This window comes from Thalassotalea euphylliae, assembly GCF_003390395.1.
Classification (GTDB): Bacteria; Pseudomonadota; Gammaproteobacteria; order Enterobacterales; family Alteromonadaceae; genus Thalassotalea_F; species Thalassotalea_F euphylliae_C.
On record NZ_QUOV01000001.1, the window covers coordinates 805,005 to 825,439 of the forward strand.

The window sequence follows — 20,435 nt, forward strand, 5'->3', positions numbered from 1 at the left end:
GGCTGTGCACTTTAGTTACTGGGACTTTTAGTTGAGGGAATGGGTAAGTTATGTGCTTGTAGAAAACTCAGCTTATCCCAGTATCCACGTTGCATCACAATTAAACCGTTTTGAATGTGGAAAAAGCCGCAGCCTCTTAAGCCAATCGGATCTTTCCATTCCAATATTGCCCATTCACCGTCTTGAAAAATATTGTCGACGATACACACCATTTCGGCATTGGCGAACTCTTCGCGGAACATTTGATAAATCGCCTGCTTACCCACAACAGGTTCATTGGCGACTTGATGATTAACCGCATCACTGTGATAGAAACTACTCAGTAGTTCAGCGTCTCCAGCATTAAATGCAGCAACCCACTGTTTTACTATCTCTTTGGATGATGCGCTCGTTGCCTTTTCTGTCTTACCATCGGTACTTGTATTGGTACTTGCATCGGTATTTGCATCGCTATTCATTTGTGACCTTTTCATATTATTCCCATTTTGGCATACAACCCAATCTTTCATTGCAAAATGCAATGAGGATCTCTCGCAATGTGCAAATAGCTTATTTTAATTTACATGTATAACAGCCTAAGCGTTTGAAAGATATGGATTAAATATGTTGGTGTTAGTTTTGCTTTAACGAATGTTGTGTAAAGCGTTACTTAGCGAGTGAATTAAACAGCATATCGCCAGTAATGTTTTATCGTTTTAACAACTATACACGAGTTTGAAACCTCGTAAGCAGTAAGGAGTGGCTGTGAAGAAGGCTAGTTTATCAAACATGTTGTTGGGGTTGATATTGTGCTGCTGTGCAGTTTCTCTCAAAACTCAGGCGGCATTAATTACTTACGAAACCCAAGGCTTTACAGGCAATTTTTCCAGTTTAGATTTGAAAACCATCTGGCTGAATTTAGATGGTGATATCAATTCACAGTCGCTTGATGAATTTGAGCGGATATGGTCGGGCAATCAAACCTTTAGTCATCTAACGGTTGAGCTGAACCTTGCAGAAGATACTGTTTGGACACTACAAGCTGGCTTAGACGCGGGCTTAGGCGCCCAAGTTTATTTAGACGGTACATCTATTTTTAAAGACAGCACCGATCTGTGGTGGGCGTATAATTGGAATCACAGCGATACGGTTAAAATTGAAAACCTAAACCTTAGCCAAGGCTCACATCGGCTTGAATTTTATTGGTTAGAAAACTGCTGTAACGGCTTTAATAGCATTAGGTTTACCGAGCAAAGTTCAGGTGTTACTTCGGTGCTAAATCGAGCGGCACTCAGCTCATTTGAAATCCCAAATCCTGCTTCAATTTCACTGTTAGGATTGGCCTTAGTCGGTTTATTTTTTACTAGCTTTAAACGTGATTACTCGCATTAAAACTGTTCGCTTGTAAAAAGCGTAATCAAAATACGATTTACGAGCAAAGACTAGATTAACTAGGTAACGAGTTTGACAAGACAAGGACGTCGCATGATTATATTTCGACATCGAATAATCACTAATTCGATAGCGCTATCGAGCACTTGTCTCTGCTAGATTATTACTTAACAGAATAACGCTTAATGCGATTAATGAGATGTTGGTCGTCACCGGATTAAAGGCTTCAATTAACAGTTGCGCCTGCATTAAGGCGACAAAGCTTAATAAACCAATTAAAGCCAGAATATTCAGAACAACTAGAGGCTTGTGTCGATAAAATAAAAGTAAGGTGATACCAAACAGTATTTCACCGACACCTGCTGCTTTGGTAATAAGGTACGAATACTCTGCTGAAAAAACAAAGCTGGCTGTCATCTGTTTTTCAAGCGGTGCGATATGGACGAGCTTGGGAAATAGACCGTGGTAAATCCAGCTAAAACTGACAATAATTCTGGCGATTTGAATGGGTGACATAACCACTTCCTTGTTGTCAGTTGCTTGTTCGTTGTAGGGGGGATAGTTTAAGGGCCAACGAATATGGATAAATGCTTAGCTGCTAGCACTTGGCTTTTAGGTAGCTAGTTCTATCTATGTCGAGTACTTCGATTGAGATTTCACAATTTGCTAATGCTAACGGCATTAGCGCGTTCAATACACTTGTACTTAGCAGTTGTTTTTGCTCTTCACTGCGACCTGAAAGTATTTTGAGTGTGATATGAATAAAGTCTGACTGGCTCTTTTTTGATTGGTTACTGCCTACTTGATAGCTGTTAAAGCTATGGGCTCTGATTTTAATATCGTTGCCGTCAGGCTCAAATAGGTTACTTGCCAATGCTCCTTGAAAAACGGCTGAAACAAGCTTGTTGCTATCAAGTGTACTGGCGTGTTCGATAATGCAATGGGGCATTTTCTAGTTTAAATTGCTAGTTTAAAGTTTTATGAAAGTAGCCTAATGCTACCTAATTGAAAGACAAGAAAAAAGCGCTAACTTATCAGGTGATAAATAGCGCTTTTTTATTCTTTTGAAATAACGACAAGTTAACAGGAGTCACTTACTTAGTAGCTTATGTAAGTGCTTTTGTCGTTATAATTAGTGGGGCTATTACTTTTTCTTCGCCGATTTCTTTGCTACTTTTTTCGCGATTTTCTTCGCTTTAGCTTTTTTCTGTGCTGCCGATTTTTTCACTTTTGGCTTTTTCATCGGCACTTTCGCTTCTTTAAATTTCGGTCTTAGCTCGTCAATCACACGACGTTGTAGGCGCTCTTTGGTATAGCGCTCAATCTTACCGATGGAAAGCATATCGTGTGCTTCTACCAATGAAATTGCGGTGCCTTTGTTACCAGCACGGCCAGTACGGCCAATACGGTGCAAGTAAATATCGGCTTTGCGTGGCATATCAAAGTTAATCACGTGGGTGATATCGTCGATATCTAAACCACGGGCTGCAACATCGGTTGCTACTAAGACATTAAGCTCACCTTTGCGCAAGCGATCAACCGCGCTGTTACGCTTGTCTTGTGGCATTTTACCTTCTAACCAAACACATGGAATGTCAGCGCTGTAGAGTTTGCCCGATAAGAACTGAACTGTTTCGCGCTTGTTGGCAAACACTACCGCACGTTCTACTTCTTCTTGCTTAAGAATATGAGTCAGTAGCTCAAGCTTGTGCTGCTTGTCATCCGCTAGGTGCAACCATTGGTGGATTTTCGCTTTTTCCTTGCGAGACGGGTTAGCTTCTAAGTACACTGGCTCATCAAGGATGTCTTTGGCGAACTTGATCACGCCAGCACCTTCAAGCGTTGCCGAGAACAACATGGTTTGTTTACGCCAGCGCGCTTCACCGATTATGCGGTTGATGGTGTCAGCAAAACCCATATCCAACATGCGATCCGCTTCATCCAGAATCAGGATTTCAATTTCACGAGCATCGAATTGTTCGTTTTCAATGTACTCCATTAGACGACCCGGTGTTGCGATCAGCATATCGGTGGTGGCCGTTAGAATTTCTTTATGGCTACCATAGTTAACACCACCGGTGATGACACCGGTTTTAATATTAGTGTGGGCGGTAAGTAGCTCGTTTTGCTCGCTAATTTGCAGCGCTAATTCACGTGTCGGCGATAATACGAGTACTCGTGGAAAGCCTGGCTTTGTGCGTGGGTAATCTAGTAAATGCTGAGCAGCAGGTAATAAAAACGCAGCGGTTTTACCTGTCCCCGTTGGCGCTGAGGCTAAAATGTCTTTGCCGTCCATTGCTTCTGGCAGCACTAATTGCTGAATGGAAGTGGGCTTTTTAAAACCGGCTTTGGCAATGCCACCGATCAGGTCTTGGTCTAAATCAAACTGCTCGAACATGAATATTACGTCGCTACTTGGGCACAAAGATGTGCAGATTATAGTGTGAAACTGTTTATTTACCTAAAAGTGGCTTGTGCCAACATAAATAATCGTTGGGGTTGCACTCTTAGTTTGTGTCTTTAATGTTGCGTGGGCCGTTCGCAATCGGCTTTACGCTAGATTTCTTGCGTGAATTTGGTGATTTGATAAATCAAGCCAGTATATCAGCAATCTCTTCCAATACACTTTGGCACCATTGGCTGATACGGGCGTCAGACTGGTCATATTGGTTGTCTTCATCCAAAGCTAAGCCAACAAATTGGCTGCCATCTTGGGTCAGGGCTTTTGAGGCTTCAAATTCATAGCCTTGATTTGGCCAATAACCTATGACATGGCCGCCTTGCTCAATCACACAGGTGTGCAGCATACCTAAGGCGTCTTGGAACCATTCTGTATAGCCAATTTGGTCGCCCATACCATACAAGGCAACAATTTTATTGGCGAAGCTAATGGTTGCTAGGTCTTGCCACTGAGACTCCCAATCTTCTTGCAACTCGCCGTAATCCCAAGTGGAAATGCCTAAAATCACTAGGTCGTAGTCGGCAATTAAAGACAATGGCTCGTCTTTAATATTGTGCAGCTCAACTAGCGGCGTGCCAGTGTCATCGTTACCCATTTCTGCTTGAATTTTTTCCGCAGCAATCTCGGTATAACAAGTGGTTGAGCCATAAAATAAGCCGATTTTCATTGGGGTTTTACGCCTTGCTTTATTGGTGTTCCAACTAAGATGATTCTCAGCCAAAAACGAATTGGAATTAAAACGGGCGCGAGTTTAGCAGAAATGGCGTATTCTTCGCCACTACTATTCATTCAATTGGTATGGTGCCTCAAGGATTCAGCATGGCATAGAACCTTTAGCTATAGGCTTAGGTTTGCATTTTTAATGCGTAGGTTGTAATTTTAGCCATCGAATCAGGGTCTGTGTGTTCACTTGGTTGCTTGTAGCCAATAATTTCGTAACCCTATTACCCAATTTTGGAAGATGTAAATGAAAAAGCTGTTTTCTGCCGCGGTTTATGCCAGCGCACTTCTTTGTTCTTCTTTTGCGCTTACCGCACATGCTGAAAGCCCAGAGCAAGTTCCAGCAGCTGTTGCTAACGCTTCAGCGGCCACTTTTAATGCTGAAAAATTAAAACAAACCATTAGTCAAACATTAGGCTTGGAAGTGAGCACTGCCCGCAAAACGCCAATGCCTGGCTTAGCTGAAATTGTTACCGAACAAGGCTTGTTTTACACCAGCTACGATGGTGAATACTTTATTCAAGGTAAGTTATTTAATTTAGGCCCTAACGTTACCAACTTAACGGAAACTAGCCTAGCGCAAGTGCGTTTAGACGGAATGGCTAAATTTGAAAAAGACATGATCGTGTTTCCTGCGAAAAACGAAAAGCATGTTGTGACGGTATTTACTGACATTACCTGTGGTTACTGCCGTAAATTGCACAACAGCATGGAAGAGTACAACGATTTAGGTATTACCGTTCGTTATTTAGCATACCCACGTGCAGGTGTTTACCAATCGCCAGGCACTTATACACAAGGCTTTGAAGACTTGCGCTCAATCTGGTGCAACGAAGATCCTGCCAAAGCGATGACGCGTGCGAAAGCTGGTTCAAGTGTCGCTCGCCGCATTTGTGACAAGCCTGTTGAAGATAACTTTAAATTTGGTCGCCAAGTCGGTGTCAGTGGTACGCCAGCGATTATCTTAGCGAACGGTTTTATGCTACCAGGCTACCGTGACGCAGACGATCTAAAGAATATTTTAGAAAACCTATAAATTTAGTCGTTTCTCAAGTTCAAAGAGGCCGCACTTCGTTGTGGCCTTTTTTGTTAGCTCTTTTTTGTTAGCTTTTTTCATTGGCAATTGGTGTGCAAATCTAAGTAGAATTAACGCTTAATACCGCAGCTTTACTTCCTAAAACTCAAAACACGCTGACATCATGCAAAAACAAATCATTCGCCGCACGCCAGTTGCCGACCAACATTTACCGATGAATCTTCACCCTGTGGTGCGTCAGCTTTATGCCAGTCGAGGTGTCGCGGGTGATCACGAGCTTGAATTAACGCTCAAGCAAATGGCGCCAGTAACTAGCTTGTCGGGCTTAGCTGCGGGCTGTGACATTCTTTATCAAGCCTTACAAACGGGCAAGCGCATTACCATTGTTGGGGATTTTGATGCCGATGGCGCCACTAGCACGGCGTTGATGATGGAAGCGTTAACCTTGCTAGGCAGTCGCTCGCACAACTTTATTGTGCCGAATCGTTTTGAGTACGGTTATGGCCTATCGCCAGAAATCGTGGAAATTGCCCATCAGCAAGGGGCTGAGCTGATCATTACCGTCGATAACGGTATTAGCTGCTTTGCGGGTATTGAATGCGCGCAATCGCTTGGCATGCAGGTGATTGTTACTGATCACCATTTACCGGGTGAGAAGCTGCCTCCTGCCGATGCCATTATTAACCCCAACCAATATAACTGTCAGTTTCCGTCAAAAGCCTTAGCTGGTGTGGGGGTTGCTTTTTACTTTATGCTGGCGCTGCGTAAATTATTGCGTGATGAAAACTGGTTTGCTAACCAACAAATACCAGAGCCGAACCTTGCCCAGTTACTGGATTTAGTGGCGTTAGGTACGGTCGCCGATGTCGTGCCGCTTGATGCTAACAACCGCATTTTGGTGGCACAAGGGTTAAAACGTATTCGTGCCGGTTTCACGCGCCCCGGTATTCAGGCGCTAATCGAAATTGCTAAACGCGATCAAACTAAGCTGGTAGCGGCCGACTTTGGCTTTGCCCTAGGCCCACGGATTAATGCGGCAGGGCGATTGGATGATATGTCGTATGGCATTAACTGCTTGCTGGCCAATGATCTAATGGAAGCGCGGGTGATGGCGTCAGAGCTGGATGAGCTTAACAAGGCTCGCCGTGAAATTGAACAAGGGATGCAAGTGGAAGCAGAGCGCGTGCTTGCGAGCCTTAAGTTTTCAGAAGACAACTTGCCTTTTGCTATTGCGCTATTCCAAAAAGACTGGCACCAAGGGGTGATTGGTATTGTCGCCGGTCGCTTAAAAGAGAAGTTCCACCGTCCGAGCATTGTGTTTGCTGCTGCGGATGCTGACTTTCCCAATAAAGATGGTGTTTTTGATAACGAACAAGAAATTAAAGGTTCTGCACGTTCAATCCCTGGCTTACATATTCGTGATTTGCTCGAACATATTGATAGCCAACATCCGAATATTATTATCAAATTTGGCGGTCATGCGATGGCGGCAGGCTTGTCGATTCAGGCGAAAAACTTTGAACAGTTTAATCAACTTTTTAGCCAGTATGCCGAAGCTTGGTTAGACAAAGAACAACTCACCGGCACACTGCTATCTGATGGCGAATTACCCGCCTCGTTAATGACCATTGAATTTGCGGATTTACTACAAGAAGCAGGCCCTTGGGGGCAACAATTCCCTGAACCACTATTTGACGATGAATTTGAGCTGTTACAACAGCGTATAGTTGGCGAAAAACACTTAAAACTCGTCGTGCAAAAAGACAATATTGCTTTTGATGCCATCGCTTTTAATGTTGATGTTAAAGCGTGGCCGAATAGTCAGGCAAAAAAAGCGCATATCGCCTATAAATTATCGGTCAATGAGTTTCGCGGTAAGCAAAATGTCCAGCTGATGGTGGAGCATTTGAAAGCCTTGTAAAAAGCGCTATTTTTATCCGCCTATTTAGCCATGTATTTAGTCGTTTAATTAGACAGGCAATTGAGCTACAATGCCGGACTTTTCCAATCGGCATTTTGATAAGAGTTTTCGACCCGAATGTTTGAAGTTAATCCTGTATTAAACACCATTAAAGACATTAAAGAGCGCACCACCATGCTTAGGGGGTATCTTTGACTACGAAGTCAAAGCTGAGCGTTTAGTTGAAGTTACTCGCGAATTAGAATTACCGGAAATTTGGAACGAGCCTGAGCGCGCACAAGCGCTTGGCAAAGAGCGCTCGGCGTTAGAAGCTGTGGTAAACACAATTGAGCAGCTAGAAGCAGGCTGTGAAGATATTGATGGCTTAGTTGAGCTGGCGGTTGAAGCGGAAGACGAAGATACTTTCAACGAAGCTGAAGCCGAAGCACAAGAGCTGGTCGAGCAGCTTGAAAAGCTGGAGTTTCGCCGTATGTTTGCTGGCGAGCAAGACGAAAACGATTGCTACCTCGACATTCAATCAGGCTCAGGTGGTACCGAAGCGCAAGACTGGGCAGAAATGCTGATGCGTATGTACCTGCGCTGGGGTGAAGCACACGGCTTTAAAACCGAAGTGATTGAAGTGTCAGATGGCGATGTCGCCGGTATTAAAGGTTGTACCATTAAATACTCGGGCGAATACGCTTACGGTTGGCTGCGCACCGAAACAGGCGTGCATCGTTTAGTACGTAAATCACCTTTTGATTCCAGTGGTCGTCGACATACCTCGTTCGCCTCAGCGTTTATTTACCCTGAAATTGACGACAATATCGAAATTGATATCAACCCTGCCGATTTACGCGTTGATACCTTCCGTGCGTCAGGTGCAGGTGGTCAGCACGTTAACAAAACCGATTCTGCGATTCGTATTACCCATATTCCTACGGGCGCTGTGGTGGCGTGTCAAAACGATCGCTCGCAACACAAAAACCGTGCAACAGCGATGAAGCTATTAAAAGCTAAGCTGTATGAAATGGAAATTCAAAAGCAAAACGAAGATAAACAAGCGCTCGAAGAAGGTAAATCAGACATCGGGTGGGGCAGCCAAATTCGCTCTTACGTATTAGACGATAGCCGAATTAAAGATTTACGCACTGGCGTGGAAAACCGTAATACCCAAGCGGTATTAGACGGTGATTTAGATAAATTTATTGAAGCCAGCTTGAAGTCTGGCCTTTAATAACCCAATTTTTTGAATTTTAACTAAGCTAACCTACAAAATGTTAGCTGTATTTTAACCAAGTTTGAGACTGAAAATGACAGACCAAGCAAATCAAGACGAAAATAAATTAATCGCCGAGCGTCGCGGCAAATTAGCGCAAATTCGCGAAAACTGCCCGGCTAATGGCCATCCAAACCAGTTTGACCGAAAACACTATGCAGCTGATTTACAAGCTGCCCACGGTGAGAAAGACAAAGAAATGCTTGAAGCTGAAACTGACGTTTACAGCATTGCTGGTCGTGTGATGGCAAAGCGTGGTCCATTCTTGGTACTACAAGATATGACAGGTCGCATTCAAGCCTACGCTGACAAAACCGTACAAAAAGACATTAAAGCTCGTTTAGGCGGTGTGTTAGATATCGGTGATATCGTTGGTGTAACAGGTACTTTGCATAAATCTGGCAAAGGCGATTTGTACGTTAATATGGACAAGTACGAGCTACTCACTAAGTCGCTACGTCCATTACCTGAAAAATTCCACGGCTTACAAGATACGGAAACTAAGTACCGTCAGCGTTACGTTGATTTGATCACTAACGAAGAAACCCGTGAAACTTTCCGTATTCGCTCGAAAATCGTTGAAGGTATTCGTCGTTTCTTAGCGGATCGCGACTTTATGGAAGTGGAAACGCCAATGCTACAAACCATTCCAGGTGGTGCAACGGCGAAACCATTTATTACCCATCACAATGCGTTAGATGTACAAATGTACATGCGTATAGCGCCAGAGCTTTACTTAAAGCGCCTAGTGGTTGGTGGTTTTGAGCGCGTTTTTGAAATTAACCGCAACTTCCGTAACGAAGGCTTATCAACACGTCACAACCCAGAATTCACTATGATTGAATTCTACCAAGCGTACGCTGATTACCATGATTTAATGAACCTAACTGAAGACATGCTACGCACGTTAGCAGAAGATGTCATGGGTAACCCAGTGATCCGCAATACCGTGAAAAACGCTGAAGGTGAAGTGGTGGAAGAGAAATTCTACGACTTTGGTAAGCCATTCGCGCGTTTATCTATGGTTGACGCGATTTTGAAATACGCACCTGAAGGTATGGTAACCAGCGAAGACGAAGCGGCACTGCGCGACCCTGAAAACAACTTCGATACCATCAAAGCATTAGCGAAAAAAGCGCATGTTAAAGAAGGTGATGCGGCGAAAGTTTGGGGCCCTGGTAAGTACATTTGTGAAATCTTCGAAGAAGTCGCTGAGCACTTACTTGACCAACCGACGTTTATCACGGAATACCCATGGGAAGTATCGCCACTGGCACGTCGTAACGACGAAAACCCATTCATTACTGACCGTTTTGAATTTTTCGTTGGTGGTCGTGAGTTAGCGAATGGTTTCTCTGAGCTTAACGATGCCGAAGACCAAGCCGAGCGTTTCCGCAAGCAAGTGGAAGAGAAAGACGCAGGTGATGATGAAGCGATGCACTTTGATGAAGACTACATCAACGCGCTTGAGTACGGCTTACCACCAACAGCCGGTGAAGGTATTGGTATCGACCGCTTAGTGATGTTATTCACTGACTCGCCAACCATTAAAGACGTGATTTTATTCCCGCATATGCGTCCGCTAGCGGAATAAGCATAAGTAGCTGCTATTTAGCCTTGTGCTAATCTTGCTGCTTAAAATACGTCCCTTCACTAAATAGATGAAGAAAAGCCCAAACAAACGTTTGGGCTTTTTTGTTTTCTAGCTCGCTCTTAACGCGATTCAACAGCCCTTATTATTTTGCACGCTAGCTCTTGCGAGCTTCACACTTGACGATACGAAATGTGTAGAAGTTGTGCAGATTTTGCTCAGAGTGTGAAGTTTCAATGGAGTTCCTTTGGGGTTTATGACATGCACTGAACCTAACACCTACAATGCCATCAGAGTTGATGAACAGGACATTCTGGAAATGGATATTTCAATCGCGCACTAAGTATTGCGTTGACGGGGTTTCTTCCTTAGTCACAAAAATACTGACTTAACAGAGTGGGTAATTGCCAAATACAGCCATAAAATTTGTGGTGCAGGCGAACCGCTCACTAATTCAATTCAGTTTGTAGGGCATGAAATGATGAAAAAAGCAGGTTTTAATTGTACGGCATTAGCAGTGTGTTTAGCGCTAACTGGGTGTGGTGGTAGCAGCGACAGCGAGACAAATACAAACAGCAGCAGTAATGCGTTACCCCTTGTTGATGCAGGCGCGAGACAAGACGTTGATGAGCGCAGCTTTGTTACTTTATCAGGCACTGCTATCGATGCTGAAGGGGAAGTGAGCTTTGTTTGGCAGCAGGTTTCGGGCACATCTGTTAATTTAAACAACACCAATACACTCACCCCAAGTTTTCGTGCACCTGCAACTAGCAATGATGAGAGTTTAGTGTTTAGGCTAACCGCCACAGATAGCGACAATGCCAGCTCGTCAGATGAGGTTAGCATACAGGTTAGCGACCGAAGAGCCTCGCCACAGGGGATTAACGAGAATGCTCAAGACAGGAGAAATCAGGCAAATAACAATAGACGCAATGACCCTCGTTTTGTTAATAACCGCGAAGTCAGAACGATTGATGGCTCTTTCAACAATCAAACAAATACGCTTTGGGGCTCTTCATTTAGCCATTTAGCGCGTTGGGCCGTCGCTGACTATGAAGATGGTATTGCTTCATTAGCAGGAGCTGCTCGTCCAAGTGCTAGGGTTGTGTCGAATAATATTCATGCTCAAGAAGATGGTGAGATCATACCAAATACTTTTGGTACCACAGATTTTCTTTGGCAATGGGGGCAATTTCTTGATCATGACATTGGCGTTACCGATGGTGTTGAAGAAGCCGCTGATATTGCTGTGCCGAGTGGCGACACCTATTTCGATCCTCGCGGTACTGGCGAACAAACAATTCTATTCTCGCGGGCCTTGTTTGATCACAACACTGGTACTGACAAAAGCAATCCGCGTGAACAAGAGAATGAACTTACGGCCTGGATCGATGGCAGCATGATCTACGGCTCAGATGACGAACGTGCATTTGCATTGCGAGTAAGTGAACAGAGCCCTTATTTGGCGACTAGCGAAGGTAACTTGCTACCTTTTAATATTACTGGGCAGACCAACGCAAATGCCTTTGGTGTTGACGATGAACAGCTGTTCTTAGCGGGGGATATTCGTGCCAATGAACAGGTAGGCCTAGCGGTTATGCATACATTATGGGTACGTGAGCACAACCGCATTGCTACCAATATGGCGCAGGCGAATCCTGATGCCAGTGGTGAGCAAATATATCAAGCGGCAAGGCGACTAGTAATCGCGAAAATTCAGATTATCACCTATCAAGAATACTTACCGGCGCTAATTGGAGAGGACGCAATTAGTGACTATCGTGGCTACAATGCGGCGGTAAACCCTGGCCTATTCAATGAGTTTGCAGTTGCGGCTTATCGCTATGGCCATTCATTAGTTAACAATCAACTGCTGCGCCTAGATGCGCAAGGCAATAGCATTGAGGCTGGCGCTTTATCATTGCGTGATGCCTTTTTTACCGCCCCTAACTTGCTGACTAATGAAACAAGCATAGACCCTATTTTGAGAGGTCAGGCGAGTCAACTTAGTCAAAAACTTGATGTTAATGTAACCCATGAACTGCGAAATTTTTTGTTTGGACAGCCGGGAGCGGGAGGCTTAGATCTGGTTTCACTTAACATTCAACGTGGACGAGATCATGGGGTACCCTCGTACAACGATATGCGAGATGTGTTTGGTCTCGAACGCGTTACCAGCTTCAATGAAATTACTTCAAACCCTGAGCTTGCAGCAGCGTTGGCGCAAACATATGAAACGGTTGACGATATTGACTTGTTTACTGGAGGACTGGCTGAAGACCCGCTTAGCGAAGTCGGCTCACAAATGGGAGAGTTATTCCGTGCTATGCACATTCGCCAGTTTGAAGCCTTTCGAGACGGCGATCGCTTTTGGTATCAGCGTTACTTGTCGCCAGAAGAGTTAAGGTTAGTGGAAGGTACGACTTTAGCCGAAGTTATTCGAGCCAATACCAGTATAGGCAGTGAGCTTCAAGAGAATGTTTTTTATCTAAAAAGCAACTAATCTTGTGATGTTATGTTGATGATATAGTGACCTGCTAGTAACAACTCAAATAAAAAGCACCTTCAGGTGCTTTTTTACTCAAGAGATCAAACAATTAGCTTATGTAATGTGCAAGCATAAGAGGCAGTTAGCTTAAAGTACAGTATGGATAACATAACTGCATTGGCAAACAGCACTAGTGATAGGGCATTTCAAGGTTACAGTAAAAGAGCAGCGAGAAGCAGATTAGTTATAAAAGGCTGAGGTTCTCTCGTTACTTTTTATTAGATGATATTGGCCATGGCGCTTACCCTTTGCCTACATAAATGGAGTTGCTATAGTATTTCTAATTTGCAAAGGAGCTGCTTATGAACAAGCGTTTCTCATTAATATTTTTAATTCTCGCCCACTTTCCTTTTAGTTCTGCAGCTATTGCTAAGCTGCCACCTGAAACGTCGCCACAAGAACAGTCTAGTCATGAAGCTACCAGAACTAAGCAAATTTTATCTACTGAAATAACGCAGATTATTGATGCTAAAGCTAAGCTTCGCGTGCCGCCAAAGTTTCCAATTAGTGAGGCTAAAAAGGGGATAGATGGTTGGGTAAGACTGAGCTTTATTGTCGAGCCTGATGGTTCAACTAGTAATGTTGTTATTTTGGAATCAACAGGGCGTAAGAGTTTTGAACGAGAAGCGTTAAAAGCACTTAAACAATGGCAATATGAGCCTGCAATGGAAGGTGGTAAGCCGATCCAACAGTGTAAAAATAGTGTTCAAATTGACTTTAAAATGGCCCGTGAGCAAGAAGGCGTTTCAAGACGTTTTCTCAGCTTATATCGCAAGCTTGAAAAAGCCTTTAATAAGAATATTCAGAAAGATATTACTGAGCTAATTGATAGGCTTGAAAGCTATGAGGTAAAAACGCTACGCGAGTCATTTTATAAATATCAATTAATGACACGCTATGCAAAGCACCAGCAAAATAAGCGAAAAGAGCTCAATTACCTTAACAAAACATTTCAATTCTCCGGCGTTGGCGGCTTCTTTGACCATAAACGCGCAGTACAAAGTGATACTGTCGATGCTGTTGGCGTCAAAGTGAAAAAGGGCGAATCTGTGGACGAAGCTATTTCAGCGAGCACGCAACGACACTATAAGTTTCTTGATGTAGCATTATTTCCAGTGTTACATGACAAACTTTTGTTAGAACTCGACTTTGGCCGTGTCGGCGATGCGTTAGATACCGTTGATAAGCTTTTGTTATTGTCCTCAGCCAAACCTAACTGGCCGGCATACCAACAGCAAAAACAAACGCTTATTGATTTTATTGCCAGCGATACGCCAATAGTTACCCCAGGTTTCATTGGGAAAAGAGACTTTTGGCAGCACACCTTAATTCGCAATGAGTTCCAACTCGCCGATGTTTCAGGGGAGCTACACAAACTGGACATACGTTGTCGTAATAAACGCCACGTTTACACTGTTAACGAGCAATCTATTTGGAAAATTCCGAAGAGCTGGCAAGGCTGTAATGTCCTTGTTTATGGTGATAACAAAGCGAGCTTCAAATTAGTTGAACTAAATCCAAGTGATACAGCTAAGCAGCTAAAAGGTGCGATGGCAGAAAAGCCAAGATTACAGGGTTAGTAGTTCATGGTTAATAATTCAGGGCTTCTAAATCAGGGTAATAAGGCTTAGGGACTTTGTCTCGCCTATTTTTGTGCACAAAAAAACATCAAAAAAGTTGTAATAAAAATAAGCTCATGATGACTATTGAGGGGAGTGCTTAGTCATCACTGATTTTACTTTGTTTAATCGTTTGGGAGCTGAATATGGAAATTATTGAAAAAACTGTTTTAATCTTCACTATTGTGGCCTCGATTGCTGGACTCGCTTGGCTAGATAAGCGTTTCGCTTTAGGTTTATCTAGAGGAATGAACCTAGGTGTTTCATTAGAGGATAAAGACGCGCTGATAGAATCGAAATTAAAGCGCCAAATAGAAGAAAAGTCTCAAGAAGTAGAGTCACTTAAAGCGCGCGTAGCGACCTTAGAAAGGATTATTACTGACCCTGCTGAGCAATTAAAACGTGAAATAGATCGACTTTAATCATTTATTTGCATTTACTTGCTAGTCAGCTGCGCTGAACCCATCGGTATTTTTCTAAGTAGCTGGCGCTTAATTTTTTAACACGCACTACTTTTTAACCTGCTAGGCTGTGTTAGAGTATGTTCGCTAACCGAAAACAAAAAGGAATAACGAAATGGCATTTGAGGTAAAGTTTGAATTAAAAGATTCAGATTTAGCGCATTTTCGCGAAGTAATGAAAAAAGCGATTGACGGTGCATCGCACTTAAGTGAAGAAGATATTCTGGCTAAAGCCAGAGAGCTTAGTGCGAGCGTACAAGCAGATGTGCCAGAGTTCGTCGCCGACCGTTTACGTAAGCTCGAAGTTTTAGTCACCATGGTTGAAGATGCCCAATGGAAATTAGACGGGGAAGAGCGAGCGAATGTGCTAAGTGCACTTGCTTACTTTAGCGATCCAGAAGATTTAGTACCGGATCATATTCCAGCACTAGGCTTTTTAGATGATGCGATTATGATTGAGTTAGTCGTAGAAGATTTACAAGACGATATCGAAGCATTTGAAGAGTTTTGTGCATACCGTGAACGTGAGCAAGGCCGTGCTGGCGATAAAGAAATTACCACAGAAGATTGGCTAGATTCAAAACGCAGAGAGTTGCATAGCCGTATGCGTAATCGCCGCAGCTCACGACGCAGTGGACGCTCAGGCTTCCGCTCAATTTTCTAGGCTATAGCTAGTTATACCAATTTGATTAATTATTTAGTCTCTCAGAATGACATAAGCAGTATTAGAACAAACGAAATTTATGACGATATAGTTGTTCTACATCGAGTGAATTTTTTGTAGTTATCATGCTGCTTATGCATTCCCAAGGGCGAGTTTTAAAGGCTCATATACTGCGTTATGGCGTTTGACAAGGGAATAACCATTCTCTGCGCGTCAAGCCTAGTCTATGAGCCTTTAAATTCTCGCTGAGTGATCAAATAATTATTCAAGTTGGTATTGAGCTCAAGCGATAAAAGAAAAAGCCTCAATTTTGTTCACTTAATTTCTGTAAAACTGAGGCTTTTTAGTATCCGATAAAGGTGTTTGTGATACAAACGCCCAATTAGTAGGATTGAATTCGTTTAGCTATCACATCCGCAGCTGTCACCACAGCCGCCTTCTTCGCTTTTCTCGCTATGCACATGGCCGTGTTCTAGCTCTTCTGCAGCCGCTTCACGTACTTCTAGAATTTCTACGTCGAAGTGTAAATCAATGCCTGCTAGCGGGTGGTTACCATCAACGGTAATTTCTTCGTCAGTGACTTCTACCACGATAACCGTTTGCTCGCCTTCATCTGTTGTTGCGCGCAGTTGCATGCCAACTTGTAAGTCATCCACACCTTCCATCACGGCTTTTGGTACAGTTTGTACGTATTCGTCGAAACGCTCGCCGTAAGCAAGATCTGCTGCCACATCTACTTCAAATGTGTCACCAGCTTCGCGGCCGTCTAGAGCTTGCTCAAGACCCGGAATTAAGTAGCCAGTGCCTTGGATAATATTAAGTGGTTCATGGTCGTAAGAGCTGTCGATTAAAGTACCTTCGCTATCTGATACTGCGTAGTGAAGTTTAACAACTGCATTGTTTGAAATTTTCATAAAATTAAAGCGCTCGTTAAGTTAAATAATAGGGTGAATAAATAAAACTAAGCTTTTTTACTTGGCGTTATTCATCTGCATTCTGTGTGTTGTCGTATGGTAGTGCGGTTAAAAAGAGTTTAACACTGTCGTTATCTTTAACCCTAAGCACGTCGCTGTCAGATAGATCATTGGCAACAACGGCTTGAATATAAAGCTCACCAGTATCTGCTTGGTAGCTAGCAAGTACATCTCCGCCAGTACGCCAGTTTTCAGCCATTTGTTTTTCGAAGCCAATGGCTGAGGCGAGCGTCGTTTCGCTGTGGCCTGTTATCAGTGCCATCATTTTTTTGTTTTTGCCTAAATACTGCATGCGGGCGACAGTTTCTTGACCTAAGTAGCAGCCTTTTGTAAAGCTAATGCCGGCGAGTTTATCTAGGTTGAGCATTTGTGGCACGTACTTGGCTACTGTGCTCTCGTTAAGTTGTGGAAAACCTTCGCTAATTTCCAATAGCTGCCATGCTTCGGGGCCAATTTGCTCCGCTTCAATTGTACCAAGCAGTTGTTCGCTCTCTTCGGCGCTAGCAACAACTAAATAACGAGTAATTTTGCCAGCCAAGTAAACGATACTGGCGCCTTGGTGCGTAACAACCGGAGTTAGGGCGTCAGGTAAGCTACCAACTTGTGCCGCCAGTTGTTGGCTCGCTTGTTCACCCACCAAGCAAGTAAACTCAAGGTTTGTCGCTTCGCTAATCTCTACTTTGGCAAATACTCCAAATTTTTGTAATTCTGCAAGTGAACTTTTTATTGAGCTTTGAGGTTGTACAAGGAATAAAGCGTCTTGATGCGTTATCAGCCTAAATACTGACAACACTTTACCTTTGGCATCGCAATGGGCACCGTGCTGCAAGCTGTGAGCATGTTGCTCATTAATGTCGCAAGTCACTTGCCCTTGTAAGTACTTTTGCTGCTCTTCACCGGCAAGTTTGATCGCAGACAGTTGCGGCAATGGCATCATAAAATTGGGGGGCAGTGTCGAAAGATTCGGTAGTGCTGAGCTCATGTGGTGATTAATGCAGAAAATTAGGTTTGAAATACAAGTATAGGCAGATTCAAAAAAAACAAGCGAATACCATGACTTTATTTCAATTGGTGTGATACCAATTTCAATAATGACTTGCTCATTCTGGCTGGTTAAAACACCCACTAACTGCGTTGTTGTTTTTGAAATTAGAACAACTAGTTACATAAAAATAACGCCTTGTTTCTGAGTGTTTTTCCTGCGCCATAAATGATCAACTAATTAATTCAATTGGTATTATTTGTGAAATTGGTAGAATGCAGCTAGTTTTGATTATGAGGAAAAGAAATGTCGTTAGCTAAAAATAAAGCGCGCCTAAAATGGGCATGTCGTCGTGGTATGTTGGAGCTTGACGTACTGTTTATGCCGTTTGTTGAAAACGCTTATGACGACTTAACTGAAGAACACAAGCGAGAGTTTGAGCGTTTGCTAGAATGCGACGACCCTGAGCTATTCGCTTGGTTTATGGGGCACGAGGAATGTGAAGACCCAGCACTTAAGGAAATCGTGCAAATTATTCTTAACCGCATCAAAGTGTGATATTTGCTACGCCCCACTAAAAGTTAATTGGCTGCTTGCTGTTGGCTGCTCTTTGCTGACAGCTTGTTATCTTGTTTTTTATTTTGCGCAAATCAACGTGCAAACCGCGCGGTGGTTATGGCATGTGTTGCTATTACTCTTCGCTTCTAGTGCTGCACTACTTTATTTAACCAAGCGTTACTTTTTTGAATCCCAGCCTGAACAGCTGACCATAGTGCTGCCTGAGCATGAGATAAATTGGCGGCAAGGTTCTTATGTGGCAGACAGTGCCAGTCGATTGAGCTTTTTAGGCTTTTGGTTGGTGTTGTCAGATAAAACCGAAGTGCTAGATAAGCAGTCAACAGAGCTGGCAAACAAAAATACAATAGCTCGAATACGAAAGAATGATCAGTACGAGCTGTTTATCTATCGTTCCCAGCTAAATTATCAACAAGTGTGCTATTTAAGCTATTTAATTAAAGCAGCACAAAAGCACCGCTAGCTTAACTGGCCTTGAATTTCTTTTGACTGATTCGGTGACAATATCGTATTGCCAGAAGACTGCGCTAAATCAGGGTAGTCGAGCGTGTAATGCAGACCACGACTTTCTTTGCGAAGTAGTGCGCTTTTAATAATTAGTTCAGCAACTTGTACTAAGTTTCTGAGCTCTAACAAGTTGTTACTGACACGGAAGTTTTGATAGTACTCGTCAATTTCACGTTGCAGTAGCTCAACGCGATGCAATGCTCGCTCTAAACGCTTCGTCGTGCGCACAATACCCACATAGTCCCACATAAATAAGCGCAGTTCATGCCAGTTATGTTGTATCACCACTTCTTCGTCTGAATCCGTAACACGGCTTTCATCCCACTTTGGCAGTTTTAGGTACTTTTGTGGGGTTTTTAAATGGTTAGCAATATCGCTTGCTGCCGCACGAGCGAATACCAAACACTCTAAGAGTGAATTACTCGCCATGCGATTAGCGCCATGTAAACCGGTATAAGCCACTTCACCGATGGCATACAAGTTTTCAACATCAGTTCGGCCATTCTTATCAATCATCACGCCACCACAGGTATAGTGTGCGGCTGGTACGACAGGAATAGGTTGTTTGGTCATATCAATACCAAGCGACATGGTTTTCTGATAAATCGTAGGAAAATGCTGCTTGATAAACTCTGCCGGCTTGTGACTAATATCAAGGTACATGCAATCGGCGCCTAGACGTTTCATCTCGTAATCAATTGCACGAGCAACGATATCGCGTGGGGCTAATTCTGCACGTTCATCAAACTCTGGCATAAAGCGGCTACCGTTAGGGCGACGCAAAATAGCACCTTCACCGCGCAGTGCTTCAGTTAGCAAGAAAGTGCCAGCATCAGGGTGATACAAACACGTTGGATGAAATTGATTAAATTCCATATTAGCGACGCGACAACCTGCGCGCCATGCCATCGCAACACCGTCACCACTCGCGACATCTGGGTTTGAGGTATATTGGTATACCTTGCTGGCGCCGCCTGTGGCTAAGATGGTTTTACGAGCGTGAATGGTTTCCACCTTTTCACTATTGCGGTTCCAAATGTAGGCACCAACACAGGCTTTGTCAGCACCTTCGCCTGAGTTATTAATTAAATCAATTGCGTTGTAACGTTCAAACACGCGAATACGATTGTGTTGTTTAATACGCGTTGATAAGGTTTCTTGTACCGCTTGGCCGGTAGCGTCAGCAGAGTGCAGAATGCGGCGGTGGCTGTGACCACCTTCCCGGGTTAAGTGATATTTCGCGTCGCCATTGTCACTTTCTTCTTGGTCAAACTCTACCCCTTGTTCAATCAGCCACTCCAAACAGGCTTTGGCATTTTCTGCGGTAAAGCGCACAACATCTTCTTCACAAATGCCAGCGCCGGCAATCAGTGTGTCTTGCACATGAGAGTCAATACTATCGTTTTCATCAAAAACAGCAGCGATACCACCTTGTGCGTAATAAGTTGAGCCCTCATTAATTGGCCCCTTACTTAATACAATAACATCGGCGTTTTTCGCTAAATGCAGGGCTAAGGTTAAACCTGCTGCACCGCTGCCAATTATTAACACGTCACAATTGTGCTGTTTGCTCATAATGCTCTCTATTTGATTGCTTTTTTACTGCCTAGACAGGCCGTTAAAGGTGTAAAAATCACAATATTACGTTAATCTAATTGCAACGGATTTTAGCGTGTAACTTGCTAATCGAATAGTCATAGCTGATGGTTATTCGCTCAATTAACAATTTTTTTCGATTTTTTCGAA

The 20,435-nt window shown here is 43.4% G+C and carries 19 protein-coding genes; 11 read left to right on the plus strand and 8 right to left on the minus strand.

Translation table 11 applies throughout. The annotated features are described in order from the left end of the window. Window positions 1-11 precede the first annotated feature (11 nt). Entirely contained in the window at window positions 12-473 is a 462-nt protein-coding gene (locus DXX92_RS03510) for a nuclear transport factor 2 family protein (RefSeq protein ID WP_245961389.1), read from the minus strand. A gap of 271 nt (window positions 474-744) precedes the next feature. Between DXX92_RS03510 and DXX92_RS03515 the strand changes: the two genes are divergently transcribed. Next, the gene (locus DXX92_RS03515; protein ID WP_147301928.1) at window positions 745-1,371 is read left to right on the plus strand and encodes a CCXG family PEP-CTERM protein; all 627 of its coding nucleotides are present in this window, start codon (window positions 745-747) and stop codon (window positions 1,369-1,371) included. A 135-nt stretch (window positions 1,372-1,506) separates the two neighbouring features. Here DXX92_RS03515 and DXX92_RS03520 read toward each other — a convergent pair whose 3' ends face one another. The 4 genes from DXX92_RS03520 to fldB form a co-directional block, all read right to left on the minus strand. After that, entirely contained in the window at window positions 1,507-1,887 is a 381-nt protein-coding gene (locus DXX92_RS03520; protein ID WP_115999172.1) for a DoxX-like family protein, read from the minus strand. A gap of 82 nt (window positions 1,888-1,969) precedes the next feature. Beyond that, complete coding sequence (locus DXX92_RS03525) at window positions 1,970-2,320, minus strand: 5-carboxymethyl-2-hydroxymuconate Delta-isomerase (protein WP_115999173.1); 351 nt, start codon at window positions 2,318-2,320, stop codon at window positions 1,970-1,972. A 195-nt stretch (window positions 2,321-2,515) separates the two neighbouring features. After that, window positions 2,516-3,769 (minus strand): ATP-dependent RNA helicase SrmB, encoded by a 1,254-nt coding sequence (gene srmB, locus DXX92_RS03530; protein WP_115999174.1) that lies wholly within the window; start codon window positions 3,767-3,769, stop codon window positions 2,516-2,518. A gap of 193 nt (window positions 3,770-3,962) precedes the next feature. Continuing rightward, a complete protein-coding gene (gene fldB / locus DXX92_RS03535) occupies window positions 3,963-4,499 on the minus strand; it encodes a flavodoxin FldB (RefSeq protein WP_115999175.1) in 537 nt (178 codons plus the stop codon). A gap of 300 nt (window positions 4,500-4,799) precedes the next feature. Between fldB and dsbC the strand changes: the two genes are divergently transcribed. The 8 genes from dsbC (at window position 4,800) to DXX92_RS03575 (ending at window position 15,650) form a co-directional block, all read left to right on the plus strand. Continuing rightward, the gene (dsbC, locus tag DXX92_RS03540; protein WP_115999176.1) at window positions 4,800-5,588 is read left to right on the plus strand and encodes a bifunctional protein-disulfide isomerase/oxidoreductase DsbC; all 789 of its coding nucleotides are present in this window, start codon (window positions 4,800-4,802) and stop codon (window positions 5,586-5,588) included. A gap of 163 nt (window positions 5,589-5,751) precedes the next feature. Beyond that, the gene (recJ, locus tag DXX92_RS03545) at window positions 5,752-7,509 is read left to right on the plus strand and encodes a single-stranded-DNA-specific exonuclease RecJ (RefSeq protein WP_115999177.1); all 1,758 of its coding nucleotides are present in this window, start codon (window positions 5,752-5,754) and stop codon (window positions 7,507-7,509) included. A 117-nt stretch (window positions 7,510-7,626) separates the two neighbouring features. Continuing rightward, a protein-coding gene (prfB, locus tag DXX92_RS03550) for a peptide chain release factor 2 (protein ID WP_115999178.1) occupies window positions 7,627-8,725 on the plus strand; the annotation gives its coding sequence in 2 pieces (ribosomal slippage) (window positions 7,627-7,701 and window positions 7,703-8,725; 1,098 coding nt in all). 76 nt (window positions 8,726-8,801) lie between these two features. Beyond that, entirely contained in the window at window positions 8,802-10,361 is a 1,560-nt protein-coding gene (lysS, locus tag DXX92_RS03555) for a lysine--tRNA ligase (protein ID WP_115999179.1), read from the plus strand. Between the two features lie 475 nt (window positions 10,362-10,836). Further along, on the plus strand, window positions 10,837-12,861 hold the full coding sequence (locus tag DXX92_RS03560; protein WP_115999180.1) for a peroxidase family protein: 2,025 nt from the start codon (window positions 10,837-10,839) through the stop codon (window positions 12,859-12,861). A 347-nt stretch (window positions 12,862-13,208) separates the two neighbouring features. Then, window positions 13,209-14,486 (plus strand): energy transducer TonB, encoded by a 1,278-nt coding sequence (locus DXX92_RS03565; protein ID WP_115999181.1) that lies wholly within the window; start codon window positions 13,209-13,211, stop codon window positions 14,484-14,486. Window positions 14,487-14,671: 185 nt separating this feature from the next. Continuing rightward, entirely contained in the window at window positions 14,672-14,947 is a 276-nt protein-coding gene (locus tag DXX92_RS03570; protein ID WP_115999182.1) for a hypothetical protein, read from the plus strand. Window positions 14,948-15,101: 154 nt separating this feature from the next. After that, window positions 15,102-15,650, plus strand: coding sequence for a YkvA family protein (locus tag DXX92_RS03575; RefSeq protein WP_115999183.1), 549 nt, complete (start codon window positions 15,102-15,104; stop codon window positions 15,648-15,650). A gap of 401 nt (window positions 15,651-16,051) precedes the next feature. Here the strand turns inward: DXX92_RS03575 and DXX92_RS03580 are convergent, their stop codons facing one another. Both DXX92_RS03580 and ygfZ read right to left on the minus strand, forming a co-directional pair. Further along, window positions 16,052-16,564, minus strand: coding sequence for an FKBP-type peptidyl-prolyl cis-trans isomerase (locus tag DXX92_RS03580; RefSeq protein ID WP_115999184.1), 513 nt, complete (start codon window positions 16,562-16,564; stop codon window positions 16,052-16,054). Between the two features lie 67 nt (window positions 16,565-16,631). Then, window positions 16,632-17,750 (minus strand): tRNA-modifying protein YgfZ, encoded by a 1,119-nt coding sequence (gene ygfZ / locus DXX92_RS03585; protein ID WP_115999185.1) that lies wholly within the window; start codon window positions 17,748-17,750, stop codon window positions 16,632-16,634. A gap of 162 nt (window positions 17,751-17,912) precedes the next feature. Here ygfZ and DXX92_RS03590 point away from each other — a divergent pair, with 162 nt between their 5' ends. Both DXX92_RS03590 and DXX92_RS03595 read left to right on the plus strand, forming a co-directional pair. Continuing rightward, the gene (locus DXX92_RS03590) at window positions 17,913-18,164 is read left to right on the plus strand and encodes a succinate dehydrogenase assembly factor 2 (RefSeq protein WP_115999186.1); all 252 of its coding nucleotides are present in this window, start codon (window positions 17,913-17,915) and stop codon (window positions 18,162-18,164) included. Window positions 18,165-18,261: 97 nt separating this feature from the next. Next, window positions 18,262-18,645 (plus strand): hypothetical protein, encoded by a 384-nt coding sequence (locus tag DXX92_RS03595; protein WP_115999187.1) that lies wholly within the window; start codon window positions 18,262-18,264, stop codon window positions 18,643-18,645. Here the strand turns inward: DXX92_RS03595 and nadB are convergent. Then, entirely contained in the window at window positions 18,642-20,264 is a 1,623-nt protein-coding gene (nadB, locus tag DXX92_RS03600; RefSeq protein ID WP_115999188.1) for an L-aspartate oxidase, read from the minus strand. The two genes, DXX92_RS03595 and nadB, sit on opposite strands and share 4 nt — an antisense overlap. Between the last annotated feature and the right edge of the window lie 171 nt (window positions 20,265-20,435).

Excerpts from the sequence above, each read along its gene's own strand:
- DXX92_RS03510 (WP_245961389.1), bottom strand. The coding sequence starts at position 473 with ATGAAAAGGTCACAAATGAATAGCGATGCAAATACCGATGCAAGTACC.
- DXX92_RS03520 (WP_115999172.1), bottom strand. The coding sequence starts at position 1,887 with ATGTCACCCATTCAAATCGCCAGAATTATTGTCAGTTTTAGCTGGATT.
- DXX92_RS03525 (WP_115999173.1), bottom strand. The coding sequence starts at position 2,320 with ATGCCCCATTGCATTATCGAACACGCCAGTACACTTGATAGCAACAAG.
- srmB (WP_115999174.1), bottom strand. The coding sequence starts at position 3,769 with ATGTTCGAGCAGTTTGATTTAGACCAAGACCTGATCGGTGGCATTGCC.
- fldB (WP_115999175.1), bottom strand. The coding sequence starts at position 4,499 with ATGAAAATCGGCTTATTTTATGGCTCAACCACTTGTTATACCGAGATT.
- dsbC (WP_115999176.1), top strand. The coding sequence starts at position 4,800 with ATGAAAAAGCTGTTTTCTGCCGCGGTTTATGCCAGCGCACTTCTTTGT.
- recJ (WP_115999177.1), top strand. The coding sequence starts at position 5,752 with ATGCAAAAACAAATCATTCGCCGCACGCCAGTTGCCGACCAACATTTA.
- lysS (WP_115999179.1), top strand. The coding sequence starts at position 8,802 with ATGACAGACCAAGCAAATCAAGACGAAAATAAATTAATCGCCGAGCGT.
- DXX92_RS03560 (WP_115999180.1), top strand. The coding sequence starts at position 10,837 with ATGATGAAAAAAGCAGGTTTTAATTGTACGGCATTAGCAGTGTGTTTA.
- DXX92_RS03565 (WP_115999181.1), top strand. The coding sequence starts at position 13,209 with ATGAACAAGCGTTTCTCATTAATATTTTTAATTCTCGCCCACTTTCCT.
- DXX92_RS03570 (WP_115999182.1), top strand. The coding sequence starts at position 14,672 with ATGGAAATTATTGAAAAAACTGTTTTAATCTTCACTATTGTGGCCTCG.
- DXX92_RS03575 (WP_115999183.1), top strand. The coding sequence starts at position 15,102 with ATGGCATTTGAGGTAAAGTTTGAATTAAAAGATTCAGATTTAGCGCAT.
- DXX92_RS03580 (WP_115999184.1), bottom strand. The coding sequence starts at position 16,564 with ATGAAAATTTCAAACAATGCAGTTGTTAAACTTCACTACGCAGTATCA.
- DXX92_RS03590 (WP_115999186.1), top strand. The coding sequence starts at position 17,913 with ATGTCGTTAGCTAAAAATAAAGCGCGCCTAAAATGGGCATGTCGTCGT.
- nadB (WP_115999188.1), bottom strand. The coding sequence starts at position 20,264 with ATGAGCAAACAGCACAATTGTGACGTGTTAATAATTGGCAGCGGTGCA.